Source organism: Nitratidesulfovibrio sp. (genome assembly GCF_040373385.1).
Taxonomy (GTDB): Bacteria; Desulfobacterota; Desulfovibrionia; order Desulfovibrionales; family Desulfovibrionaceae; genus Cupidesulfovibrio.
In genome coordinates this window covers 23,529-46,620 of the sequence record NZ_JBDXXH010000012.1, presented here as the reverse complement: position 1 = coordinate 46,620, position 23,092 = coordinate 23,529, and the positions used below count along the sequence as shown (strand labels likewise).

The window sequence follows — 23,092 nt, the reverse complement described above, 5'->3', positions numbered from 1 at the left end:
AACTGCAATGTCCGAACTGAAGACTCTGAGCGTGCGCAAGCGCGACGGCCTTGGCAAGGGCGCCAACCGCAAGCTGCGGGCCGAAACCCTGGTTCCCGGCGTGCTCTACAACGCCGAAGGCCTGAACGTGCCGATCGTGATGGACATGCTTCCCGTCGTGAAGATGTTCGAAGCCGTGGGCCGCACCACCGTCTTCAACATTGAACTGGACGACAACGGCACCACGTCCACCCACCCGGTGCTGTTCTGGCAGATCCAGTACCACCCGGTGAAGAATCGCTTCTCGCACATCGATTTTCGCGGCGTGGACCTGGACAAGCCCGTCAAGATCCGCGTGCCCCTCGAATTCACCGGCACCTCCAAGGGCGTGAAGGCCGGCGGCAAGCTGGAAGTGTACCGCGAAGCGCTGGACCTTTCTGCCAAGCCCCTGCTGATGCCCAGCAAGATCACCATTGATCTGACCGACCTCGAAATCGGCAAGACCATCAGCGTGAACGACCTGCCCTTGGGCGAAGGCGTCAGCGCCGTTACCGACCGCAACTTCGCCGTCGTGGCCGTTGTCTCGCCCAAGGGCGAGGAATAGCGCCTGAGGCCGGGAACGCCGCCGTCCGCCGCACTCTGATGCGGGCTGTCCTCGCCACGTGGACGGCCTTGCCAATGTGGACTTGACGCGCGACTTCCCAAGGTTCGGACCGCGGTTTCCCTCCGGCCCCGCGCATCTCGCGCGGGGCCGGTTTCCGCGTTTCCGGAACCCGCCGTCGCAGCCCGCCGCACATGCCGACGGGGCCCAGCCCCCTCCCCTTGCGCCAGCATGCGCATTCGTGCCCGTACGCAGGGCAGCCCACCTCACGCCGCCTTTACCGTCCCGCAGAACCCCAACCCCCCCTACCGCGCATGAACGTCGCCGGTCTCATCGTCGGCCTGGGTAATCCGGGCAAGGAATACGAACGCACCCGCCACAACCTTGGCTTCATGGCCGTGGATGCGCTGATGGACACTGTTGCCCGTGAGACGGGCAGCGGGTGCGACCAGCTTTCCGGCGGCAAGAAGAAGTACGACCTGTGGCGATGCCGCATCACGCCCACGGGCGATCCGTGGCTGGTGGCCAAGCCGCAGACGTTCATGAACCTGAGCGGAGAGGCAGTGCTGGCCATTGCCTCGTACTACCGGATCAAGCCGGGTGCCATCCTGGTGGTGCACGACGAGTTGGACATCCCCCTCGGTCGCATGAAGTTCAAGACCGGGGGCGGCAATGCCGGGCACAACGGGCTGAAGTCCATTACCCAACTGCTCGGCACGCCGGACTTCCACCGCCTGCGCCTGGGCATAGGCCGCTCGCCCCACGGCGGCGAGACCACCAACTGGGTGCTGGGCAGGCTTTCCGGTCCGGAACAGGATCTGCTGGACACCCTGCTGCCCGCCGCCGTGCAGGCCATGACCACCTTTGCCAGCCAGGGCGCTGCCGCCGCCACCCAGTTCGCCAACGCCTACAAGCCGGAGTGACGCGGCAGGGCCACAGCCTGCCCGAAGCAGAACTGGCGGCAACCGGCAAGCCGGACGGGCGATGCGTGTCCGCACCACGCCGGTGCCTGGCGTGCCCCCCATTGCGGATGGGCTCCTGGGGCATCACCGGGGCTGTTCCGCGTTTTTCCCCTTGTCCCATGCGCATGCGCGCCGACTGCAAGCCGCCTTGCGGTGGCGCGCCCCGGCCCTGTGCACTGCTGCTGACCGCCAGCGGGATGGACTCTTGCTGCGGATTGGAGTAGAGTGTCTTTTCCTGCCGAATTCAACCTTGTTTTCCCCGCATGGAGTTCCGAGTGTTTGCCCAGGATCAACTCGTCGTCTACCCGGCTCAAGGCGTCGGCAAGGTCGAACGCGTCGAGTCGCAAGTGGTTGGCGGCGTTGCCACGGACTTTTATATCGTCCGTATCCTAGGCAACAACGTGACCCTCATGGTGCCCGTGCGCAATGCCGCCAATGTGGGGCTGCGCCCGTTGTGTGCACCGGAGATGGGGGCCGACATCCTCGAATCACTGCGCGACCGCACAGGCTTTACCGGCTACACCGGCCAGAACTGGAACCGCCGCTACCGTGAATACTCCGAAAAACTGAAGAGCGGCGATCTTGCGGACGTTGCCTACGTGCTGCGCGAACTCTTGCTCATCGGCCGGGACAAGGAACTCTCGTTCGGCGAACGCCGCCTGCTGGAACAGGCCATGGGACTGATCACCCTGGAACTGGCCTGCGTACTGGACCGGACCCAGGACAACGTACGCACCGAAATCGAAGAGATGTTCCAGGATGTCCTGCAAGCCAGGGAAAAAAGCGAGTAGACCCCTTGCCATCCCCTGTCGAATGGGCTAGGTAGCCCCTTGTACGGCGGGTGGAAGCAACCGAACATTGCAACACCTCTCTTATGGGTCTCCTTCCCTCCTTACCGGGCAACGAAAACCCGGCTTCGGACCCGACACAGTGTTCCCGCCCGTCCACCACAACGATTTTCCTTCATACCGTCATTCCGACAACAGTCTTCGCTTGCGTACGGATCGCCATTGTGCGGTCTTTCGTGCCGTGCGGTAGGCTGTAATGACACCCTTCCATACACCCCCACACCCTTCCAAAAGCAGTCCCCCACCACGCCTATGAGGAAAAAGAAGAACGTCCAGGGTTCCGAGACGGCCATGAATCTTTCGGAACTCAAGATCAAGAGCATGAGCGAGCTCATGGAGCTTGCCGAGCAATACAACGTCGAAGGCGCCAGCGGCATGCGCAAGCAGGAGCTGATCTTTGCCCTGCTTCAGGCCTGCGCTTCGCAGAACGGCGCCATCTACGGCGACGGCGTGCTGGAAATACTGCCCGACGGTTTCGGCTTTCTGCGTTCACCGCTGTGCAGCTACATGCCCGGCCCCGACGACATCTATGTTTCGCCGTCGCAGATTCGCCGCTTCAACCTGCGCAAGGGTGACGTGGTTTCCGGCCAGATCCGCCCGCCCAAGGAAGGCGAACGCTACTTCGCCCTGCTGAAGGTGACCGAGATCGGCTTCGAGCCGCCGGAAAACGCCAAGAACCTCGTTCTGTTCGACAACCTTACGCCCATCTACCCCGACCGCCAGTTCACCATGGAGAACGGGGACAAGAACTACTCCAGCCGCGTCATCGACATGATGGCCCCCGTGGGCCGCGGCCAGCGCGGCCTGATCGTGGCGCCCCCCCGCACCGGCAAGACCATCCTGCTCCAGACCATCGCCAACTCCATCAACGCCAACCATCCGGATGCGTACCTCATCGTGCTGCTCATCGACGAGCGGCCAGAGGAAGTGACCGACATGGAACGCACGGTGAAGAACGCCGAAGTGGTCAGCTCCACCTTCGACGAACCCCCGCAGCGTCACGTGCAGGTCTGCGAGATGGTGCTGGAAAAGGCCAAGCGCCTGGTGGAACGCAAGCGCGACGTGGTCATCCTGCTCGACTCCATCACCCGTCTGGGCCGCGCATACAACGCCGTCACCCCCTCTTCCGGTCGCGTGCTGTCCGGCGGTCTGGACGCCAACGCCCTGCAACGCCCCAAGCGCTTCTTTGGCGCGGCGCGCAATATCGAGGAAGGCGGCAGCCTGACCATCATCGCCACCGCCCTCATCGACACCGGCTCGCGCATGGACGAAGTGATCTTTGAAGAGTTCAAGGGCACCGGCAACATGGAAATCTACCTGGAACGCCACCTGGCCGAAAAGCGCGTGTTCCCGGCCATCGACATCAACCGCACCGGCACCCGCAAGGAAGACCTGCTGCTGTCGGACGAAGTGCTCAACCGCGTGTGGATCCTGCGCAAGATCCTGGCGCCCATGTCGCCCATCGACAGCATGGAATTCCTGCTGGACAAGATGCGCGCCACCAAGAGCAACCGCGAATTCCTGAACGTGATGAACAAGTAGCGCACCAGCGCCACGGTTCCCGACACGGAAACACCAAGCCCGCCGCCCCTGCATGGGGTCGGCGGGCTTCTTCATGCACGCGGGGCGCGCCAAGCCTTCCGGGCACGCGGCCTCGGGGGTGCCGTCATGAGGGAAGCGGCTCACCGGCATGGGGAACATCCCCGCCCGGCAGCCCTCCCCTTCGCCCACGCCGCACCGGTCCCTCAGGCGTTATTCAGCTTCACGCACTTCCTGGGCGACCTGTTCACGACCTCATCATTGAGTTCGATCCCCAGCCCCGGCCCCTCGGGCAGTTCGAAGCAGCCGTTGTGCGGTTGGTAGTCCTCCTTCACGATGGCCCGGGTGCCGGGGTGGCGCAGGCGCACATGGTGCTCGTGCAGGGTGTAGTTCACCACGGCCGCGGCCATGTGCAGGCTTGCGGCCACGCCCACGGGACCGCCGCAGACGTGCATCTGCGTCTGCACGTCGAAGATGTGGGCGAGATCGCAAATCTTCTTCACCTCGGTGAAGCCGCCGGCCAGGCCGATGTCGGGCTGGGCAAGGCTGATGATGCGTTCCTGCAGGTAGGGCAGGAACTGCCAGCGGGTGTACAGACGCTCGCCGCCTGCGAGCGGGATGTTCACGCGGGCCTTCATGTCGCGCATGAGACTCATGTCCATGAAGTGTACCGGCTCTTCAAGGTACATGATGTCGAATTCCTCCAGACGCTGTCCGAGTTGCACGGCGGCCTCGGTGGCGCAGCGGGAGTTGAACTCGATGAGGATGTCGAGGTCGGGGCCGCCTTCCTCGCGCACCGCCCGCACCCTGTCGGCCATGGCGCTGACGGTACTGGCTGGCAGCTTGCCGCCGATCTGGGGAAGAAATTCGCCGTTGGGACCGAAGCGCAGCGGGTTGACTTTCACGCAGGTGAAGCCTTCGTCCACCATGATACGCGTCACGCGGGCGTAATCTTCCGGCCTGTGCAGCCAGACCTCCTTGTCGGGGCTCCAGCCGAACTGCACCTGGCTCGCGTAGGTCCTGATCCTTTCGCGGCACGGGCCGCCCAGCAGTTTGTACACGGGCAGGCCCAGAGCCTTGCCCTTGATGTCCCACAAGGCGATGTCGATGGCGCTGATCGCCCCGTAGATGACCGGACCCGGGCTATACCCCCAGAACGTATGCGTTTGCAGTGTGTTCCAGATGCTTTCCGTTTCCGTGGGGTCCTTACCGAGCAAAAACTCCTCGGCCAGGTTCACCAGCATGCCGGCGGCGCCCGAGTGCCCGCTGCCATACGCCAGACCCGCCTCGCCAACCCCACTGATGCCCTCATCCGTATGGATGCGCACGACCACGGGATGCCAGGGAATGGCGGTTCCCTCGACATCAAGGTCAAAAACTTCCACTGCGGTGATTTTCATACCCGGCCCCTGTTGCGTTGAGTGTTGAACGGACAAACGCCGCCTTGCGGACCTGCGAAAAAGGCTATCCAGCGTTCTTCAACCGCGTCGCAAGGTAGCGCGCGACGGTTTCGTGCGTTTCGGCGCTTGGCATGTACAAGTGGAGCATGTGCCAGAAGCCCCGGCGCAGAATGATCACCCGCAGCGAAGGAACGCTCTGGAACGAGCGCACCTTTTCCCACGGCAAGTACCGGCTGCGCGTACGCCGTGCCCTCACTGCCCCGGCCACGGGGTACGGCAGCACGTTGCGGCAGAGGACGGTATCGCCTTCACTGTGCCCCCTGGTTCCTTCATGGTAGATACCTCCAGAATCCATCTGGTACAGGGCGAAGTACCGATTGTCGAAAAACAGGACGGCAATGGCGGCGAACCCGATGACAATCGCCACCGCCGTCGCAAGGGCGGCCTGCACCGCAATGACGAGGTCGGGCAGCGTCAGGCCCCCGTCCGTCCAGAAAAGGCCGACGCACAGGGAAATCAGGACGACCGAGCCTCCGACCAGCGCGAACTGCGCCACTTCGATCAGCAGGAACGGATTGGTGACCAAGGGGACCGCTGCCTGCCAGCGCGGCGCGTCCGCCTCGTCCGGCCGGGGTTCGAGTATCTTGCGCAACGTTTTTCGGTTCACGGCATCTCCCCCGTTGTCGCGTGTCCGATCCCGCGTGCGGCGCCCGTCACGCCCCGCACCCCCCCGGTTTTCGGATGGGGCCAGGATGAAAACAGGCCACGAAATGGCCTGGGGCGATCTGCTCCAACTCGGGCGAACGCGTCTTGCAATCGTCCCGCCGGGACGGGCAGCGTCCGTAAAACCGGCAACCGGCGGGGGGATTGATGGGACTCGGCACGTCACCCTCCAGAAGTATCCTGTTCTTGCGCGAGGCGTCGATGCGCGGAATGGGAATGGCGGAAAGCAGGGCCTGGGAATAGGGATGCGAAGGATTATTGAATATTTCCAAATGGTCCGCCAACTCTATCACCTTGCCAAGGTACATGACCGCGATGCGGTCGGAAATGTGCCGGACCACGCTGAGGTCGTGCGTGATGAACAGGTAGGTGTATCGGAATTCGTCCTTGAGATCCTGCAACAGGTTCAGTATCTGCGCCTGGATGCACACGTCGAGCGACGAAACCGGCTCGTCCAGCACGATGAATTCCGGGTTGAGCGCAAGCGCCCTGGCCACGCCGATGCGCTGCCGGCGCCCCCCGTCCAGTTCGTGCGGAAAGGACGTGGCCAGCCGCTGGGCAAGTCCGACGATATCCATCAGTTGCCTGACCCGCCCGGTGATCTCCCGCTCGTCGACACAGACCCTGTGGATGCGCAACGGCTCGGAAATGAGTTGCTCCACGGACAGACGAGGATTCAGCGAGGAATAGGGATCCTGGAAAACCATCTGCGCCTTTTTCCGGAATGCGCGCAGATCCTTGGCGTTGTAGCTGACTATGTCCGCGCCGTTGAACAGCACGGAGCCTGCCGTCGCATCCAGCAGGCGGATGACCACTCGCCCGAACGTGGACTTGCCGCAGCCCGACTCCCCGACCAGGCCCAGCGTTTCGCCCTTGGCGATGGAGATGTCGACATCGTCCACGGCGTGCAGGGCGCCCCTGGGCGTCGCGAAGTGCTTCTTCAGATTGCGGGTCTGGATGAGCGGGGTATCGTGTCCGGTATTCATGGCATGTTCCTTCGTCGGCAAGGGCGAGAGCCGGTGTTTCAGGCGGCCTTGAAGCAGGCCGCGAAATGCCCCGCCGTTATTTCGCGCAATTCGGGCTGCATGTTCCTGCACGTATCGTCAGCATGCTCGCAGCGCGGGGAAAAGCAGCAGCCGGCAGGCAGATCGGTGGGGTCGGGCGGAAGCCCCGGCAGGGAGAAAAGGCGCTTCACATTCTTCGTCAGGTCGGGAATGGACTGGAAAAGCCCCTGCGTATAAGGATGCAGCGGATTGGCGTACAGGCTTTTCGCGTCCGCCGTCTCGACTATGCGCCCGGCGTACATGACGGCCACCGAATCGCACAATTCGGCGATGACGCCGAGGTCGTGGCTGATGAGGATGGTCGCGGTGTTGTAATGCTGTTTCAGTTCGCGCATGACTTCCAGAACTTGCGCCTGGATGGTCACGTCGAGGGCGGTGGTGGGTTCATCGGCGATCAGCAGCGAGGGGTTGCAGGCAAGCGCGATGGCGATCACGACCCGCTGCTTCATGCCGCCGCTGAACTGGTGCGGGTAATCCCCTCCCCTTTCCGGACGGATGCCCACCAGCCCCAGCATGTCTCGGGCCTTGTCGAGCGCCTCGGCCTCGGTCACGGCATTGTGCAGGCGCACCATTTCGGCGATCTGCTCCTGCACCGGCAGCACGGGGTTCAGCGAGGTCATGGGGTCCTGAAATATCATGGATATCTTTCCGCCCCGGACATGCCGCTTTTCCTCTTCGGACAGCGCCAGCATGTCCTTTCCCTCGAAGTGAATGCTGCCGCTGGCTATCCGGCCGGGGGGCGAGGCGATGATCTGCATGATCGCAAGGGCGGTGGTGGTCTTTCCCGCGCCCGTCTCTCCCGCCAGGCCCAGGGCCTCTCCCTTGCGCAGGCGCAGGTTGAGACCTTCGACGGCCTTCACGAGGCCCGTGTCCGTATGGAACTGGACACGCAGGTCACTGATGTCCAAAAGAATTTCGTCGTGTTGCGGCATGTGGGTCTCCCCTATCTTTTCATCTTGGGGTCCATGGCGTCGCGCAGTCCGTCACCAAGGAAGTTGAGGGCCATGATGGTGATCATGATGGCAAGCCCAGGAAAAATGGTCATGTAGGCATAGTCGCGCACGTAGCCGCGCGCGCCCGCCAGCATGCCGCCCCATTCGGGAAACGGCGGCTGGATGCCGAGGCCGAGAAAACTCAGCGCCGCGGCGGCCAGAATGGCCTGCGCCACGCGCAGGGTCGACTGCACGATGATGGGCGCGCTGCAATTGGGCAGGATGTGGCGCGCGATGATCCATGCGTCCGAGGCCCCCATGCAGCGGGCGGCCTCGATGAACTCCTGCCCGACGATCGACATCACGGCCCCGCGCACCACGCGGGCGAAGGTGGGCAGCGCGGCGACGCCCACCGCGATGGTCAAGTTCAACAGCCCGGGACCAAGCGCCGCCGCAATGGAGATGGCAAGCAATATCTGCGGAATGGAGAGCAGGATATCCATGACGCGCATGATCACGCCATCGATGCGCCCGCCGTAATACCCAGAGATGGCCCCCAGCACGCCGCCGAACACCATGGCGATGGCCACCGCGAAAATGCCCACCTGCAGGGACACCCGCGCGCCGTAGATGATGCGGCTCAGAATGTCGCGGCCGAAGTCGTCCGTACCCAGCGGATGCGCCCAGCTTGGCGGCTCGAAGGCGGCCAGTAGGTCCTGCGTCGCGAAATGGTACGGCGCGAGCCACGGCGCGAATACCGCCGTCGCCACAAGCAGCAGTAGAACTATCAGGCCCAGCACCGCCAGCCTGTTGCGGCTCAGGCGCACCAGCGTCAGATGAAGATTGCTGTTCTTACGCAACGTGAACATATCGCCCCTCTTGATGGGATGAAAACCTGTTTACCGGGCGGGACAGCGCGGCGCGGCGGAATCACCTGTAACGGGTGCGCAGGCGGGGATCCACCCAGGCGTACAGGAAATCCACGATGAGATTGAGAACCATGTACGCCATGGCTATGTACAGCACTGCCCCCTGCACGACGGGGTAGTCGCGGGCCTTGATGCCGTCCACCGCAAGACGACCGACGCCCGGAATGGAAAAGACGGATTCGGCGAGAATCGAGCCGCCCATGAGATGGCCCAACTGGATGCCGACGATGGTTATGATAGGGATGAGCGCGTTGCGCAGGGCATGCTTGATGATGATGACCGACTCTTTCTGCCCCTTGGCCCGCGCGGTGCGGATGTAGTCCGAGCGGATGACCTCGAGCATGCTCGAGCGCGTCATGCGGGTGATGATCGACATCGAGGTCGCCGACAGCGTGATCCACGGCAGCAGGCGCTGGCTCATGGTGTCGAAGCCGGAGGACGGCAACCATCGCAGCCGCACCGAAAACCAGAGAATGAGCAGGATGCCCAGGTAGAATATGGGGGTGGAAATGCCGAGCATGGCGATGACCATGGTGACGTTGTCGAAGATGGAATACTGCTTGACGGCGCAGACCACCCCGAACGTCATGCCCAGCGCGGTGGCAAGCGCGATGGCCCCCAGCGACAGGTTCAGCGTGACCGGAAACGTGGACGCTATCTCCCCCGACACGGGGCGGCGCGTGGCGTAGGACCGGCCAAGGTCCTGATGCACGACGACATCGTAAGCGAAGGAGAGGTAGCGGGTGAGGAACGGCTTGTCCAACCCGTGCTCGCGGCGGAATTCCTGAAGGCTTTCCTCGTTTGCCTCCTGGCCCAGGAACAGGCGGGCGGGATCGCCGGGGGTGATGTACAGCAGCGTGAAGATGATGAGCGACACCCCGACGGCTACGGGTATCATCGCGAGAATCCTGCGAATCAGGTACGGGAACATGCATGCGCCTCCTCATGCCGGGACGGGATGTGCAGATAGCGGGCGCCGTGCCCCCTGTGGCCTGCAACCGGCGGCAATATGCGCCTGTCCTTTCCGGCCGGTACGGGCAGCACCCGTACCGGCCGGAAAGGAACGGTTTCTAGCTATTCGAAGTACGCATTGCCGAAGTAGTTGATCACCGTGGGCGAATACTCGATGCCTTTCAGGTTCTTCACTTTGCCGTACAAGTTCATTGGGGCCAGCAGCGTCGTCTGGGGCAGGTCGGCGTTGAGGATGTCCCATATCTCGCCGTAGATCGCCGCCTTTTCCGGGCCTTCGGGAGTCTGGACGCCCTTGTCGAGCAACTCGTCCACCCGGGGGTTGCTGTAGTAGTAGCGGTTCGTCTGACCGATGCCTCGCGAGTGGAACAGCGGCGTCATGGAGAAGAACGGGTCCGCCGTGGGCACGTTGCCCCCCCAGTTGGTGAGATAGGGATCATGGTCGGCTTCGCGGACCACATCAAGGAAGGAGCCGGACTCGATGACCTTGACTTCCATGTCGATGCCTATTTCCCGAAGGTTGTTCTGGACCACCGTGGCGATGCCCAGATAGTCGGTGCGGTCGGGAATCAGCAGGGCCGTCTTGAACCCTTTTGGAAAGCCGGCTTCCTGCAGCAGCTTCCTGGCCGCCGCCGGATCGTAGGGCGTTTCAGGGGAATTCCCGAACTTGTTGTAGGTGATGGTGGAGGGCACCGGGCCGCGTGCCGCTTCGGCTTGGCCCCGGAAGACTACCTTGATGATGCCCGGACGGTTGAGGGCCATGTTCACGGCTTCGCGCACCTTGCGATTGTCGAAGGGGGCCTTCTTCAGGTTGAAACCGATGTGGTAGCTACGGGACGACGGCACGGACACCACCTCGAGGGCCGGGTTATCCTTGATGCGGCTGACGTCGACAGGGGCGACGTCCATGATCGTGTCGACGGCGCCGCTTTCCAGTTCGATGGTACGGCTGGTGGCCTCGATGATGGAACGGAACACCAGATTCCTGACGCGGGCCTTCGTGCCGTGGTAGCCGTCGAAACGCTCCAGCACCACGCGGTCGCCGGGCACCAGTTCCTTCAACCTGAACTTGCCGGTGCCCACGGGGTGCTGCCCGTAATCCGGGCCGGAAGCTTCCACAGCCTTCTTGCTGAAGATGGACGCCCACGGGTGGCTCAAGCTGCCGAGAAAGGTTTCGCCCATGGGACTAACGGCCCGCAGCACCACGGTGTGGTCGTCGATCTTCTTCGCGTCGGCCAGATACATGGAGAACGACTTGATGGCCACGCCAGCGGGGCTGAGCGCCCGCTTGAAGGAAAAGACGACGTCGTCCGCGGTCATGGTCTCGCCATTATGGAACTTCACGCCCGGCTTCAGCTTGAATTCGTACGAAACCTTGTCGTCCAGCATTTTCCAGCTTTGCGCCAGAAGCGGAACGAGCTTTCCGTCCTCCAAGCCTACAAGCGTTTCGTTGATGTGCACGACGACGCCGTAGGTCACGCCGGCTATCGTGTTCTGGGGGTCCAGCGCCTTACAGCCCTGGACGATGCCGACGGTCAGCGTATCGCCCTTGGCGAATGCCGTGCTGGCGCACATGGCAAGGATGAGCAGGGCCGAAAACAATGATCTGATCAGTGTGTACATTGCTCCTCCGAATCAGAAAAATGTTGTGCATATCCAGAGAGCCTCTGCAATACGTGTCACTTTTTCTCGAACAACTGAAAGGACACTGCACCGTCCTTTCTGATGCGCTCCACAAGTCCGAACTCCCAATCAAAATAACTGTGCATGGCGTCCGGCGAAGCGTCGGGATCCTGGTATGGCCTGTACCAGGCGTCATCCTCGGCGCACAACGCCCACGGCATGCCCGTCGCCAGCGGAAAGCCGCCCGAGGCCCAGGCGGGGTTGCCGCCCGCGAGCACCCTGACCGGGGCCTTGTCCCACAGCAACGCCGCGTCGGCCGCGGCAAGCCGCGCATGATATTCGGTGTCCGACGTGACGACGACCTCGGTGGCGTCCGGATGGCAGGCGTGCGCCAGCTCCAGATACCCCCGGGCGACCCAGGCCGCCCTGGGGATGTGCCCCTTGCGGTGCGCGCCACTGCCGCCCACGTTGATGACCAGGCACGCGGGGGCCGCCTCCAGCCGTGCCGCAAGGACCGGGGCCGGAATCGTCTCCGTCGCGGGCGGCGCATAGCTGCATGCGGGGGCGACGGTGCCCGTGTCCAGGCCCCCCGCCCCCAAGCCCGACCCGCCAAGCCCCCCACGCAGCACGTACACGTGGGGAAGGCCCATCTGCTTGAGCCAATGCGCGGTCATGATCGCGCGGATTTCCGTATCGTCCACGAGGACGAAGCGCGCGTTGCGCACAGCGGCGTATTCATCAGTCGATTGAACCAACTGGCCTCCGGGCGCGTTGCGCGAGCCAGGCAAGTGTCCGGTTTCGAATTCCTCGGGCTGCCGCACGTCGAAAAGATACAGCGTCGTGCCGTCCGCCTCTTTCTGCCAGGCATGCACCTCGTCGGCCTCGGCAAAAGGGATGGCGAACGCCTCGGCTATGGCGAAGGCGCGTTGCCGCGCGTATTCGATGGATTTCAGGGAAGGCGGGGCGGAACATTCGGCGGTGCCGAAGGCAAGCGAAAGGCCGGACAGCCGCCAGTTCATCGTCCCGCCCTTCAGCGCGAAGACGCGGTTGGGAACGCCTGCGTTCAGCAGGGTCTGCGTGCCGATGATGCTGCGCGTGCGACCGGCGCAGTTGATGATGACCGTGGTGTTCGCGTCGGGCACCAGGTCGGCGAAGCGGTACAGCACCTCGCAACCGGGGGCGTTTATCCCCCCGGGGATGTTCATGCGGGTGTATTCGTCGCGCGGACGCACGTCGATGATGACGGAGTTCCTTTCCTGTTCGAGAAGCTGCTTAACCTCTGCCGGGTCAAGCGCCGGAGTGTGCAGCCGCGACTCCACGTATTCGCCGAAGCCTTTGCTCAACGCGCCCACCCCGGAGACCTCCGTCAGGCCTTCCGAAAGCCAGGCCCGCATGCCGCCCTTCAGTACCCGCAGTTGCGAATACCCGATGTCCGCCAGGCGGCTCGCCGCCCTTTCCGCCCGGGGAGAACATTTCTCGTCGCCATCGTCGACAAGCACGATCAGCGTGCGTCGGCACGGCACAAGGTCTTCGGCAAGCAGCTCAAGCCGGCTGAGCGGCACGCACGAAGCCAACAGGATATGCCCCCGGGTAAACTCCCCCTGCTCGCGCACATCCAGAACCGCAAGCTCTTTCGTTCCGGCAAACAGCGCTTCGGCTTCGCGGGCGGTGCACCATGTCCAGCGCTCTCCCGACGTGGCGGGATACTTTGCCTTTGCGGCACATTCACTCATACGACCAGACCTCCCTTTGTCCGCGATATTCTCTACCAGCGCGTACGCCGCGCGGTCGGGGAATAGCACGAAGCATACCACGCCGCGCCCGCCAAGCACGGAGTGGACAGCGGGAATCCGTCGTAACAGTCTTGAATATAAACTGTTTCCATTCCACCACATAAAAGTGACGGAAAATGACTGCCCGTGCAACATCCCTTTCTTGTTGGACTTATTTCACAGCACATCGGGCATGCGCACGACAGTCACAAGGGGGGCGGAAGCAGTTTTTTTTGCAGAAATGCATTTCAAATGCAAAAACGCAAAAGCGCATCGCGCCGGGAAGGATGATCGGGACTACCCGGACTCGCTGTCTGAAGGCTCCGGTGAACCGCCATGCGACATGGCCCGCCAGAGGGTGGAATAGTTGATCCCGAGCGAGCGGGCGGCGGCCTTCCTGTCCCCGCCATGAAAGGTCACGGTCCGTTCGACGATGAACCGCCTGGCCTCGTTCAAGTTGTCCCGCAGTGTTCCTTCGGGATCGAACAGTGACGGAAAAGGCGACGCGACGCCGATATCGGCGTGTTCCGGCATCATGTTCTCCTGCAGTATGGCCGCGAACAGCTCCGGGTCGGACCCGTCCGTTTTCAACTGGATGAGGTAGCTTTCCATGACAGCCAGCAATTCCCGGATATTGCCCGGCCAATTCCACGTGCGTATCTGCCGTTCCAGTTCGGGACAGAGCACACTTTCCGCTTTACCGTAGCGGGGCAGCAGCTTGCGGACGAGCAGCGCCGCGTCGTCCAGCCGCTCCCGCAGGGGGGGCACCTGAATCTTCAAGGTGGAAAGACGGTAGTACAGATCGCGGCGGAATTTCCGTTCGGCCACCAGTTGCAACAGTGGCTTGTGCGATGCGCTGACGATCCGCACCTCCACCGGCAGAAAGCGGCTGCCGCCCACGCGCATGACTTCGCCCGCCTCGAGGACGCGCAGCAGGCGCAACTGCATTTCGTGGCTTATCTCGCCCACCTCGTCCAGAAACAGGGTGCCGTTGTTCGCCAGTTCGAACAATCCGGCCTTTCCGCCTCGGCGGGCGCCGGTAAACGCGCCCTCTTCATAGCCGAAGAGTTCGCTCTCCAGCAGGTTTTCCGGAACGGCGCCGCAGTTCACCGCCACGAAGGGGTGGGCGCTGCGCGTGCTCCGTTTGTGAAGGGCGTGCGCCGCGAGTTCCTTCCCCGTGCCGGTTTCGCCGTTTATGAGAACCGCTGCCGAGGTCGGGGCGAAATCTAGAATCTTCTTCTTCAGGGTGCGGATGCCGGGGGTTTGTCCCAGAATGTCCTCCACATCATAGCGGGCGACAAAACCCTTGGCGTAGAGTTCCTCGCCGATCTTGCGGTTGATTTTCTGCAGCGCGGCGACATCCTGAAAGAGCGCGACCGCGCCCGGCTCGCCGTGATGGATAAAGGTGGGCAGCGTGGCGACCACGAGTTGCGCGCCGTTTATTTCAACCAGCGCATCCTGACTCGGCGCCCTGCTCGCAAGCACCTCGGGCAAAAGCAGCCTTTCGAGGATCGCCCCGGCCTGAGCCCCCAGCCCGCGCGGCAGCCGGAGCAGGTTCAGCGCCCGCTGGTTGACGAACAGAAGCCTGCCCGCCGCGTCCACGCTCACCACGCCTTCGCCCAGTTGCTTGAAGACCGCGAGCAGATCCTCGTGCTGCATTATTTCGCGGCGTTTGCGGCGAGCTATCGCCTCCGCCTGGCGGAAGGCCTTTTCGATGCTGTGCCTGTTCGGCGCGATGACGAACCCCGTGCCGCCCAGGCGTTCCATGTACGCCTTGCTGACCCCGCCGCCCACGAGAACGCGCACCCCCTGCCGGTACAGGTCGTCTATCGAGGCGAAAAGTTCCTCGGACGAGGAGTAGGCTATATGGTGAAGCCGCACGTCGAGAAGCTCTTCGATGGCCTCCATGTCGTGCTCCTCGTCCAGGTACGCGGCCAGAACCATGTCCCGGCCGACCGCGCTCGCCCGCCGCACGGTCTTGATGACGTCCATGTCCGTGCGGTCGATCGCGACCACGGAATGTCCAAGGGCCTGCAGAATGCTGTTGCCGGTGCCGCCGTGGCAGATGACCACTTCCGTGCCGCTTTGCAGGCATTCCCTGGCCACGGACACGGCCGTCGTGAAATTCACGATGCGGAACTGGGTGTCGTAACCGGAATCATGCACGAAAAGCCGGACGGACTCGGCCACGTCGGGCGAATGCGCGAGCAGGGCGAACCGGTAGGGGGGAGCTTCGGGCGACATGGAAAACCTGCGTCGTGATGGAATGTTGCGCGGGAAGGGACCCCGCATGCGTGTCGGGCGGCATGGCCCGGGGGACTGCTTTCTCGTTAGGGCAGGACCGGAAAATTCACAACACCATGGCTCGCGGGAATGATGCGTGAAATTCCGGGGATGCGACAGGGGCATGGCATGCCCGCCCTCCCAGTTCCCGTACGGACAAGCAGCGCTTCGTACTCCCTTCCGCTGGCTGCGGGGCGTCGACAACGCAGGCACGACGATGCGGACCCGGCTTCAGGCGGCGAAGCGGGCAACGGTATCCCCGTGGGGGGATTTCGCGGTCATGGAACGCGCCCGGAACACAGAGGGATCCCGGAACTGATGGCGAACGGGATGCCCGTGAGACGAACCGCCTACGGCAAGCGCACGTTGACCATCATCCCCTGGTCCTCGTGCTCCAGATTGTGGCAGTGGAACAGGAATATCTGTTCGCCGGGGTAAGCGGGATTGCCGAAGTTCACGTCGGCCAGCACCGTTTCACCGGGCCACACCAGAACAGTATCCTTCAGGCCAAGGTCGGTGGGCAACCTGCCCGTGCCGTCCACGGCCAGGGCGCGCACCTGCGCCGGGCTGCCCCGCCGTTCGCGCACCCGCAGGAAATACCCGTGCAGGTGCATGGGGTGCGGCATGCTGCGAGCCGCATTTTCCATGGCCCACGTCTCGTGGCGCCTGTCCGGCACGGTGATGGGATGACGGTCCATGACAAAGGTTTCCCCGGCGATGGTCCAGCGCTTGCCGTTGGCTTCCAGCCGCAGCACACGACTGAACGCGGGCTGCCCCCCCGTGGCGGGCACGGGCTCGCCCGGTACAGGCAATTTTTCGGGGATCTTGCGGTCGTAACGTTCCGTGCGATCCACCGACACCCGCAGGATGGGGTAGTCGCCGCCCTCGGCCAGCCCGGCAGATTCCCCATCTGCACTGCCGGACGCAGGCCCGCTCCCGTGCCCTGCGTGTCCGCCCTGCCCACTTGTTCCGCCTTGCCCACCCGGCCCACTTGGGCCAGCCAGGCTGCCCGTTGTTGCTGGCAGGGTGGCACGGTTCATGCCGTGGGCCATGGAACCGTCATGACCCATTTCCATTCCCCGTGCGGGACCGGTGGGCGTAACCGCACCGGCGTGGGCCCCGCCCGTGTTGTCGTGCCCAGCCTCTCCGGTCCCGTGCTCCATCTCGTTGTGCATGGGATCGAAGGGAAGATTGCGCAACCACACCTGCGCCCCCAGTTCCATGCCGCGCAGGTCCAGCAGCACCTCCACCCGCTCGCCCGGTGCCAGGAACACTCCTTCCACCCGAAGCGGGGCGGGAAGGAACCCGCCGTCATTGGCTATCAGGGTCATGGGCAGGCGCGCACCGGCCTTGCCCGCACCGCCTCCCGTGAAAGCCAGGTTGAAAATCCGCGCCGTGCTACCGTTGAGCATGCGGAACCTGTACAGCCTGGTGGACGCGGACAGCGTGGGCAGATGGGCGCCATTGGCAAGAATCCGGTCGCCCAGATACCCCATGAACAGTTCATCCTCGGTGGGTGCATAAACCAGCCCGCCATCCGGGCCGATGCGTTTATCCTGCAACAGCAACGGAATATCGGTGGTTCCCAGGGACAGATCCAGTTCGCGGGCAAAGGCGCGTTCCGCGTCGTCGCGCACGATGAAGAACGAGGCCAGGCCGAGATAGGCCTGCCGCGCGGTGTCCCCGTGCGGGTGCGGGTGGTACCAGTAGGTGCCCGCCCGGTTGGTTACAGGAAAAGCGTAATCGTAATGCTCCCCCGGTCCCACGGCATACATGGGATGCCCGGCCTGCTGCCACGGGCAATCCACGCCGTGCCAGTGAATGATGGTGTCCGGGCCGGATGGCGCTGCCCCGGCGCTGGCACCGTGGGAACCGTGGCCGACGGGTGCCGGACCCAACCGATCGAGTCCGTTGACCATCCGCACGGCGAAGTCCTGCCCCTTCTCCAGCACCAGCACCGGGTTATGGTAGACGATGCCCTGATGTTCGGTCGTGTAGGCCAGCAGAGGCCCGCCCGTTGCGGGCAGCAAGCCGGCCTGAAGCCCGGCGGCAAGGGTGAACGGTCCGGTGGGGCTCAGAACCCCGAACAGGCCGGATTGGCCGGGTAGCGGCAGCGGCCCGCCGGACATCATGCGGGGCGTGGCCGCCCCTGCCCGGCCCAGCCATGGCGGCAATCCGGAGGCAATGCCCAGCGCCAGGGCCGTTCCGCCGGTAAGCAGCAGAAAATCCCGGCGGCTCAGGCGCGCGGGGGCATCGGCGCGAGTCGGCCTGGGATCGTTGCGATGGACCTTCGTGGACATGGCGTGCCTCCCTCGTAACAGGGATTCAGGGGGAGCAGCGTCGCGGGCGACGTGCGCAGAAGGGTCGATGTTTCCAGAATACACCTTTCCCTTCCCACTGCAATCCGTGCACGCGAAAGAATGCCCCTGGGTGTCCAATGCTGTCCGTCACAACGAAAGACGCCCAGACCATATGGCCGGGGCGACTTCAGCTCGTCATCACGCGAGACGGAGAGACACGGGGCATCGTTTCCGGCAGCCCCCTGATGATTCAGCAAGACATTGAAGTATACGAAGAGGTTGCGGGAATATCGCGGCCATGCGCCGGGCGCCTGCCCGCTAGGTGGCGTCCATGGCCACCCGCACCCGGTTGCGGCCTTCGCGCTTGGCCTCGTACAGGGCCTTGTCGGCCAGGTCGAACAGGCTGTCCGTCAGCGGTTCTGCCAGGCCCGGCCCGGCGTGGGCCACGCCCGCGCTCAGGGTCACGCGCACGCCATGCTCCACCACCTGGCCCTGCCCGTCACGGATGGCAAAGCTGACGCTCTCCAGCCCGGACCGCACCGACTCGGCGATCTCGCCTGCCCGCTGCGCGCCCTCTCCGGTCAGCACCAGGGCAAACTCTTCGCCGCCATAGCGCGCCACCACCGAGGCACATTCCCCGCCCCTCTCGGGCATGCTGCGGTTGCAATCATCCACCTTGCGGCGCAGCACCTCGGCCACGGTGCGCAACACCTGATCGCCGATACGGTGGCCGTGCTGGTCGTTGATCCGCTTGAAGCGGTCCACGTCGAACAGCACCAGCGCCAGGGCCGTACCGCCCTTCCAGGCCGCCTCGCCCGCCGCCAGCGCCGTATCGAAGGCACGCCGGTTGCCAAGGCCGGTGAGCGGATCGGTGACGGTCAGTTCACCCACCCGGATGGCATCATTGTCCATCTGCTCGCGCACCTCGCTGAAGGTGGCCCGCAACAGGCGCACCACTTCCGCAGGGTCCAGGCCGCTTTCCACGGCGCGCACGCTGTCCTGCTCCAGTTTGTCCATGTCGCCCCGCCGCTGGTGCAGCATGGCGCGGAATTCGCGGGCCAGCCGTTCGGCTTCCTGCAACGCCTCGCGCATGCGGCATTCGTAGGGTTCCACGCGGATGTCGCGGTCTGCCCGCAGCACGTCGTGGTAGCTCTGCTCGCTGAAGTCGCGGCGGTGCAGCACGTCCACCAGCAGTTGCTGGATGCGGGCCTTCTGGTCGTCATTCAGGGTGCTGAACTCGCCCAGCCCGCGCATGTAGAAGATCAGCGTGCGCCACTTGCTGTCGTGCGGCACGCCCGCGCGGTCCAGCATCTCGCACAGCCGCTCCTCGCCCGAGAAGGTACACTGGCGGCGTGAACAGTTGCAGGTATTGTCGGCCATGGGTGTCCGTCCTTCCTACCGGAATATCAAGTCCACGCATCGCCAGGCCGGTACGGAGCCGCGCCATGCGTATGCGCCGCCACGTGCGTACAACGGCTGTCCGTTGCCCCCCAACACGCGGCAGGGGCGGCCTGCTGGCCGCCCCTGATCTTATCAGCGAATGCGTTGCGCCGCCATGGGCGGCCGCATGAATTCTAGCTTTCGTAGTATGAACGCAACATCTGGCTGCGCACGGGGTGGCGCAGCTTGCGCAGCGCCTTGGCCTCGATCTGCCGGATGCGCTCGCGGGTAACGTTGAACAGCTTGCCCACTTCCTCAAGGGTGTGGTCCGACTTTTCGCCGATGCCGAAGCGCTTGCGCAGCACCTGCTCCTCGCGCGGGGTAAGGTCGGCCAGGACAGAGGCGATCTGCTCCGACAGCTTGGTGTTGACCACCTCTTCCGCCGGGGCCACTGCCTTCTTGTCCTCGATGAAGTCGCCGAGGCTGGAATCTTCCTCGTCGCCGATGGGCGTTTCGAGCGAGATGGGTTCCTTGGCGATCTTCAGCACCTTCTTCACCTTGTCGATGGGGTAATCCATGCGCTCGGCGATTTCCTCGGGGGTGGGGTCGCGCCCCAGTTCCTGCACGAGGTAGCGGGAGGTGCGGATGAGCTTGTTGATGGTTTCGATCATGTGCACCGGAATGCGGATGGTGCGGGCCTGGTCGGCGATGGCGCGGGTGATGGCCTGGCGTATCCACCACGTGGCGTAGGTGGAGAACTTGTAGCCGCGCTGGTATTCGAACTTGTCCACGGCCTTCATCAGGCCGATGTTGCCTTCCTGGATCAGGTCCAGGAACTGCAAGCCGCGGTTGGTGTACTTTTTCGCAATGCTGACCACCAGGCGCAGGTTGGAGCGGATCAGCTCCTGCTTGGCGCGCATGGCGTGGGTGTTGCCGCGCTTGATGCGCCACAGCACTTCCTCAAGGTCCGTCACGTTGTGGCAGCACTTGTCCTGCAACCGGCTCAGGATCTCGATCTTGCCGATGATCATTTCCTTGAACGAGAACAGCTCTTCCACCGTCATGCCCAGCGCGGCGGACGCGGCCACGGGGTTCATCTCGCGCGCTTCCAGCATGCGGAAGATGTCCTGAATCTCGACCTGGGTCTTGCCCGTGGACAGGATGTAGGCGGAAAGGTCGCGCTGGCAGTTGTGCATCTGCCGCACGTAGTCTTCCACCGTCTCGATGATCCGGTCGATGAGGGTCTTTTCCAGCTTGATGTCGCGCAGGCGGTTGACGATGTCTTCCTTGAAGCCCAGGATTTCCTTCTGGATGGCGGTCACCCGGCGTTCAAGGGTGCAGCAGTCGTCCAGCTTGGCGTAGACCTTGCGCTTCTTCTTGTAGGTATGCTTGATCTCGTCCAGCAGCAGGATGACCCGCGAGCGCTGGTTCATCTCGTCTTCGCTGGGGTCGTCTTCCTCTATGGTCTTGACGACGTCCTTCAGCTTGATGCGGTTCTGCTTCAGGTCCTCGCCGACGTTGATCAGTTCCTCTACCGCCACCGGCACTTCCACCAGGGCGTACAACACGTCCTGCTCGCCGAGTTCGATCTTCTTGGCGATCAGCACCTCGCCGTCGCGGTCAAGCAGCGGCACGGCACCCATTTCGCGCAAGTACATGCGCACCGGATCGGTGGAGCGCGACGAATAGTCCGCCGACTCCTCGTCCTCCACCAGGTCCAGCCCCGGTTCGCCGGAAGGTTCCTCTTCCGACTCGCCGGGCGACACGGAGATCTTCTTGCCGTCCTTCTCGGTATCGACGATGGCGATCTCGAGCTGGTCGAAGATCCCGATGATCTCCTCGATCTGCTCGGGCGTGTTGACCTCTGCCGGCAGGGCCTTGTTGACCTCGTCGAAGGTCAGAAAGCCGCTTACCTTGCCTTTGGCGATGAGCGACTTGATCTGCTGAATATCCTTGATGTTACCCATTCGATCTCCCCAACGTTTCCTGAAGGGCCCTGAGCAATTCAATGCCTGCGGCAGGGTCGGTGGAAGTCGCCGTCTGGCGAAGGGCGGCCATCATGCTTGATGCGCCGAGTTCCCGTGTGGTCACCGATTCGATGCCGGAAAGCAGATCCTGCAATTCCTCGAGTTCCTTGTCGCGGGGCGGGACATCGCCCGTCCTGCACCTGATCCAGAATTCCTTTTCGCGTTCCGAAAGATTGGGCAGCAGCTGTTCCGGCTCTGCGCCGTGGCTGGCCATCTTGCCCCACAGTTCCCGTGCCCAGGGACTGGCCAGCACCAGTTCGGCCCCTGCCTCGCGCAGACGGGCGAAGTGGTGCGGGTAGCGCACCAGAAAGAACATCACCGCCCGGTCACGCTTGGCCGGGGCGTCGCCGCTGGTGTGCACGGCATCCACCCGGCGCTGGGGCGCGGACTGGCGCGCCTCTCTCCCGCCGGGTGCGGCCGCTGCGGCACCCTTGTAGAAATCACCCGAAAGCCCTTCGCGGATGGCTTCCTCGCGGATGCCAAGGCCGGAAGCGATGCGCGACAGAAAACGCGACGCCAGCAACTGGCCGTCCGCGTGCCCCGCCCCGGCCTGCCGCAGCAGGTTGCGCGACCACTCCAGCGCGTCGCCCGGCGAATAGAGCGTGCGCAGGGTGTCGATGCAGAATTCCAGCCCATCGGGAGCGCTCTTGCGCAGCGCCTCGAAGGCGTCCTTGCCCTGCTCGTGCAGCAGGCTGTCGATGTCCTCTCCGTCGGGCAGCAGCACCACCTTGCAGCGCATGCCGCGCGTCAGCAGCATTTCGCAGGCGCGCATGGCCGCCTTGCGACCGGGATTGTCACCGTCGAACAGCAGCTCCACCGTGGAGCAGAACCCGCCCAGCCGCTTGACCTGGTCCGGCGTCAGCGCGGTGCCCAGCGCCCCGCAGGCCATGTTGTAGCCGTACTGGTGCAAGGTCAGCACGTCCATGTACCCTTCGGTGAGCATGGCCGTCTTGTGCTGGGTCATGGCCCGGCGCGCCTGGAACAATCCGTAAAGATGCTCGCCTTTCTTGTAGATGGCCGAATCGCTGCTGTTGATGTACTTGGCCTGGTCCTCGTCGGCGATGATGCGCCCGCCAAAGGCGATGACCTGCCCTGCCAGGTTCTTGATGGGAAAGATCATCCGGCCCCGGAAACGGTCGAACATGCGGCCCGCGTCGTTGCGCGACAAAAGGCCCGCCTGGGCGGCGTCCGCCTGCGCAAAGCCCGCCCGGCGCAGTGCGTCCGCCAGGGCCGACCATTCGCGCAGGCTCCAGCCGAGCTCGAAGGAATTCACGATCTCCGGCGAAAGCTGGCGCCGCGCGATGTAGTCGCGGCATTCCTGACCGGCCGGGATGGTCAGGTTGCGCCGGAAATGTTCGCGCGCCACGTCATACATGCGCAGGCACTGGCGCTTGAACGACTGTTCGCGCTGCACCTTGGGGTCCGGCTTCCAGTCGTCCTCCAGCGAAACGCCCGCCTCTTCGGCCAGGGCCTCCAGGGTTTCGCGGAATTCGAGACCGTGGATGCGTCCGTAGAAATCGAAAATGTCGCCCGATGCCTGGCACCCGAAGCAGTAGAAAAATCCTTCCTCCTCGTTGATGGAGAAGGAAGGCTTGGTCTCCTGGTGGAACGGGCACGGCGCCATCCAGCGCGGGCCGCCGGTGTGGCGCAACTCGACGTAGCGGCGCGCCACCTCCACGAGGTTCAGGCGGGCCTTGATGGCCTGCACGACCGAGCCGTCCCTGCGTTTCATGCCGCCGTTCCGGTGTTCCGGGTGCGTGA

Annotated in this window: 17 protein-coding genes; 4 read left to right on the top strand and 13 right to left on the bottom strand. The window is 63.8% G+C overall.

Annotated features, from left to right (window positions below):
- Window positions 1-7: 7 nt before the first annotated feature.
- From ABWO17_RS16085 to rho, 4 genes are all read left to right on the top strand, one after another.
- Window positions 8-583 carry a 50S ribosomal protein L25/general stress protein Ctc gene (locus ABWO17_RS16085; RefSeq protein ID WP_353120320.1) on the top strand — a complete coding sequence of 192 codons (576 nt, stop codon included), beginning with the start codon at window positions 8-10 and terminating at the stop codon, window positions 581-583.
- 311 nt (window positions 584-894) lie between these two features.
- The gene (gene pth, locus ABWO17_RS16080) at window positions 895-1,503 is read left to right on the top strand and encodes an aminoacyl-tRNA hydrolase (protein WP_353120318.1); all 609 of its coding nucleotides are present in this window, start codon (window positions 895-897) and stop codon (window positions 1,501-1,503) included.
- A gap of 314 nt (window positions 1,504-1,817) precedes the next feature.
- Window positions 1,818-2,333: a CarD family transcriptional regulator gene (locus tag ABWO17_RS16075; protein WP_353120316.1), complete on the top strand. Its 516-nt coding sequence runs from the start codon at window positions 1,818-1,820 to the stop codon at window positions 2,331-2,333.
- Window positions 2,334-2,681: 348 nt separating this feature from the next.
- A complete protein-coding gene (gene rho / locus ABWO17_RS16070) occupies window positions 2,682-3,932 on the top strand; it encodes a transcription termination factor Rho (protein ID WP_353120314.1) in 1,251 nt (416 codons plus the stop codon).
- 203 nt (window positions 3,933-4,135) lie between these two features.
- Here rho and ABWO17_RS16065 read toward each other — a convergent pair whose 3' ends face one another.
- The 13 genes from ABWO17_RS16065 to dnaG form a co-directional block, all read right to left on the bottom strand.
- Complete coding sequence (locus ABWO17_RS16065) at window positions 4,136-5,329, bottom strand: mandelate racemase/muconate lactonizing enzyme family protein (protein ID WP_353120312.1); 1,194 nt, start codon at window positions 5,327-5,329, stop codon at window positions 4,136-4,138.
- A 64-nt stretch (window positions 5,330-5,393) separates the two neighbouring features.
- The gene (locus tag ABWO17_RS16060) at window positions 5,394-5,996 is read right to left on the bottom strand and encodes a hypothetical protein (protein WP_353120310.1); all 603 of its coding nucleotides are present in this window, start codon (window positions 5,994-5,996) and stop codon (window positions 5,394-5,396) included.
- Window positions 5,997-6,042: 46 nt separating this feature from the next.
- A complete protein-coding gene (locus ABWO17_RS16055) occupies window positions 6,043-7,038 on the bottom strand; it encodes an ABC transporter ATP-binding protein (RefSeq protein ID WP_353120308.1) in 996 nt (331 codons plus the stop codon).
- A gap of 38 nt (window positions 7,039-7,076) precedes the next feature.
- Window positions 7,077-8,048 (bottom strand): ABC transporter ATP-binding protein, encoded by a 972-nt coding sequence (locus ABWO17_RS16050; protein ID WP_353120306.1) that lies wholly within the window; start codon window positions 8,046-8,048, stop codon window positions 7,077-7,079.
- A gap of 11 nt (window positions 8,049-8,059) precedes the next feature.
- Window positions 8,060-8,917, bottom strand: a complete 858-nt coding sequence (locus ABWO17_RS16045; protein WP_353120304.1) for an ABC transporter permease — start codon at window positions 8,915-8,917, stop codon at window positions 8,060-8,062.
- 61 nt (window positions 8,918-8,978) lie between these two features.
- Complete coding sequence (locus ABWO17_RS16040) at window positions 8,979-9,908, bottom strand: ABC transporter permease (protein WP_353120302.1); 930 nt, start codon at window positions 9,906-9,908, stop codon at window positions 8,979-8,981.
- A 143-nt stretch (window positions 9,909-10,051) separates the two neighbouring features.
- Entirely contained in the window at window positions 10,052-11,569 is a 1,518-nt protein-coding gene (locus tag ABWO17_RS16035) for an ABC transporter substrate-binding protein (protein ID WP_353120300.1), read from the bottom strand.
- 56 nt (window positions 11,570-11,625) lie between these two features.
- Complete coding sequence (locus ABWO17_RS16030) at window positions 11,626-13,371, bottom strand: rhodanese-like domain-containing protein (RefSeq protein ID WP_353120298.1); 1,746 nt, start codon at window positions 13,369-13,371, stop codon at window positions 11,626-11,628.
- A 267-nt stretch (window positions 13,372-13,638) separates the two neighbouring features.
- On the bottom strand, window positions 13,639-15,585 hold the full coding sequence (locus tag ABWO17_RS16025) for a sigma 54-interacting transcriptional regulator (RefSeq protein ID WP_353120296.1): 1,947 nt from the start codon (window positions 15,583-15,585) through the stop codon (window positions 13,639-13,641).
- Between the two features lie 389 nt (window positions 15,586-15,974).
- Entirely contained in the window at window positions 15,975-17,924 is a 1,950-nt protein-coding gene (locus ABWO17_RS16020) for a multicopper oxidase family protein (RefSeq protein WP_353120294.1), read from the bottom strand.
- Between the two features lie 318 nt (window positions 17,925-18,242).
- Window positions 18,243-19,304, bottom strand: a complete 1,062-nt coding sequence (locus ABWO17_RS16015; protein WP_353120292.1) for a GGDEF domain-containing protein — start codon at window positions 19,302-19,304, stop codon at window positions 18,243-18,245.
- A gap of 194 nt (window positions 19,305-19,498) precedes the next feature.
- Window positions 19,499-21,271, bottom strand: coding sequence for an RNA polymerase sigma factor RpoD (rpoD, locus tag ABWO17_RS16010; protein WP_353120290.1), 1,773 nt, complete (start codon window positions 21,269-21,271; stop codon window positions 19,499-19,501).
- The gene (dnaG, locus tag ABWO17_RS16005; RefSeq protein ID WP_353120288.1) at window positions 21,264-23,063 is read right to left on the bottom strand and encodes a DNA primase; all 1,800 of its coding nucleotides are present in this window, start codon (window positions 23,061-23,063) and stop codon (window positions 21,264-21,266) included. Before dnaG ends, rpoD begins: the two co-directional genes overlap by 8 nt.
- Between the last annotated feature and the right edge of the window lie 29 nt (window positions 23,064-23,092).

What these genes read in the sequence shown, in the direction of transcription:
- rpoD (WP_353120290.1), bottom strand. Translation starts at nt 21,271, where the DNA reads ATGGGTAACATCAAGGATATTCAGCAGATCAAGTCGCTCATCGCCAAA.
- ABWO17_RS16085 (WP_353120320.1), top strand. Translation starts at nt 8, where the DNA reads ATGTCCGAACTGAAGACTCTGAGCGTGCGCAAGCGCGACGGCCTTGGC.
- ABWO17_RS16020 (WP_353120294.1), bottom strand. Translation starts at nt 17,924, where the DNA reads ATGTCCACGAAGGTCCATCGCAACGATCCCAGGCCGACTCGCGCCGAT.
- ABWO17_RS16015 (WP_353120292.1), bottom strand. Translation starts at nt 19,304, where the DNA reads ATGGCCGACAATACCTGCAACTGTTCACGCCGCCAGTGTACCTTCTCG.
- ABWO17_RS16050 (WP_353120306.1), bottom strand. Translation starts at nt 8,048, where the DNA reads ATGCCGCAACACGACGAAATTCTTTTGGACATCAGTGACCTGCGTGTC.
- dnaG (WP_353120288.1), bottom strand. Translation starts at nt 23,063, where the DNA reads ATGAAACGCAGGGACGGCTCGGTCGTGCAGGCCATCAAGGCCCGCCTG.
- pth (WP_353120318.1), top strand. Translation starts at nt 895, where the DNA reads ATGAACGTCGCCGGTCTCATCGTCGGCCTGGGTAATCCGGGCAAGGAA.
- rho (WP_353120314.1), top strand. Translation starts at nt 2,682, where the DNA reads ATGAATCTTTCGGAACTCAAGATCAAGAGCATGAGCGAGCTCATGGAG.
- ABWO17_RS16055 (WP_353120308.1), bottom strand. Translation starts at nt 7,038, where the DNA reads ATGAATACCGGACACGATACCCCGCTCATCCAGACCCGCAATCTGAAG.
- ABWO17_RS16040 (WP_353120302.1), bottom strand. Translation starts at nt 9,908, where the DNA reads ATGTTCCCGTACCTGATTCGCAGGATTCTCGCGATGATACCCGTAGCC.
- ABWO17_RS16065 (WP_353120312.1), bottom strand. Translation starts at nt 5,329, where the DNA reads ATGAAAATCACCGCAGTGGAAGTTTTTGACCTTGATGTCGAGGGAACC.
- ABWO17_RS16045 (WP_353120304.1), bottom strand. Translation starts at nt 8,917, where the DNA reads ATGTTCACGTTGCGTAAGAACAGCAATCTTCATCTGACGCTGGTGCGC.
- ABWO17_RS16025 (WP_353120296.1), bottom strand. Translation starts at nt 15,585, where the DNA reads ATGTCGCCCGAAGCTCCCCCCTACCGGTTCGCCCTGCTCGCGCATTCG.
- ABWO17_RS16035 (WP_353120300.1), bottom strand. Translation starts at nt 11,569, where the DNA reads ATGTACACACTGATCAGATCATTGTTTTCGGCCCTGCTCATCCTTGCC.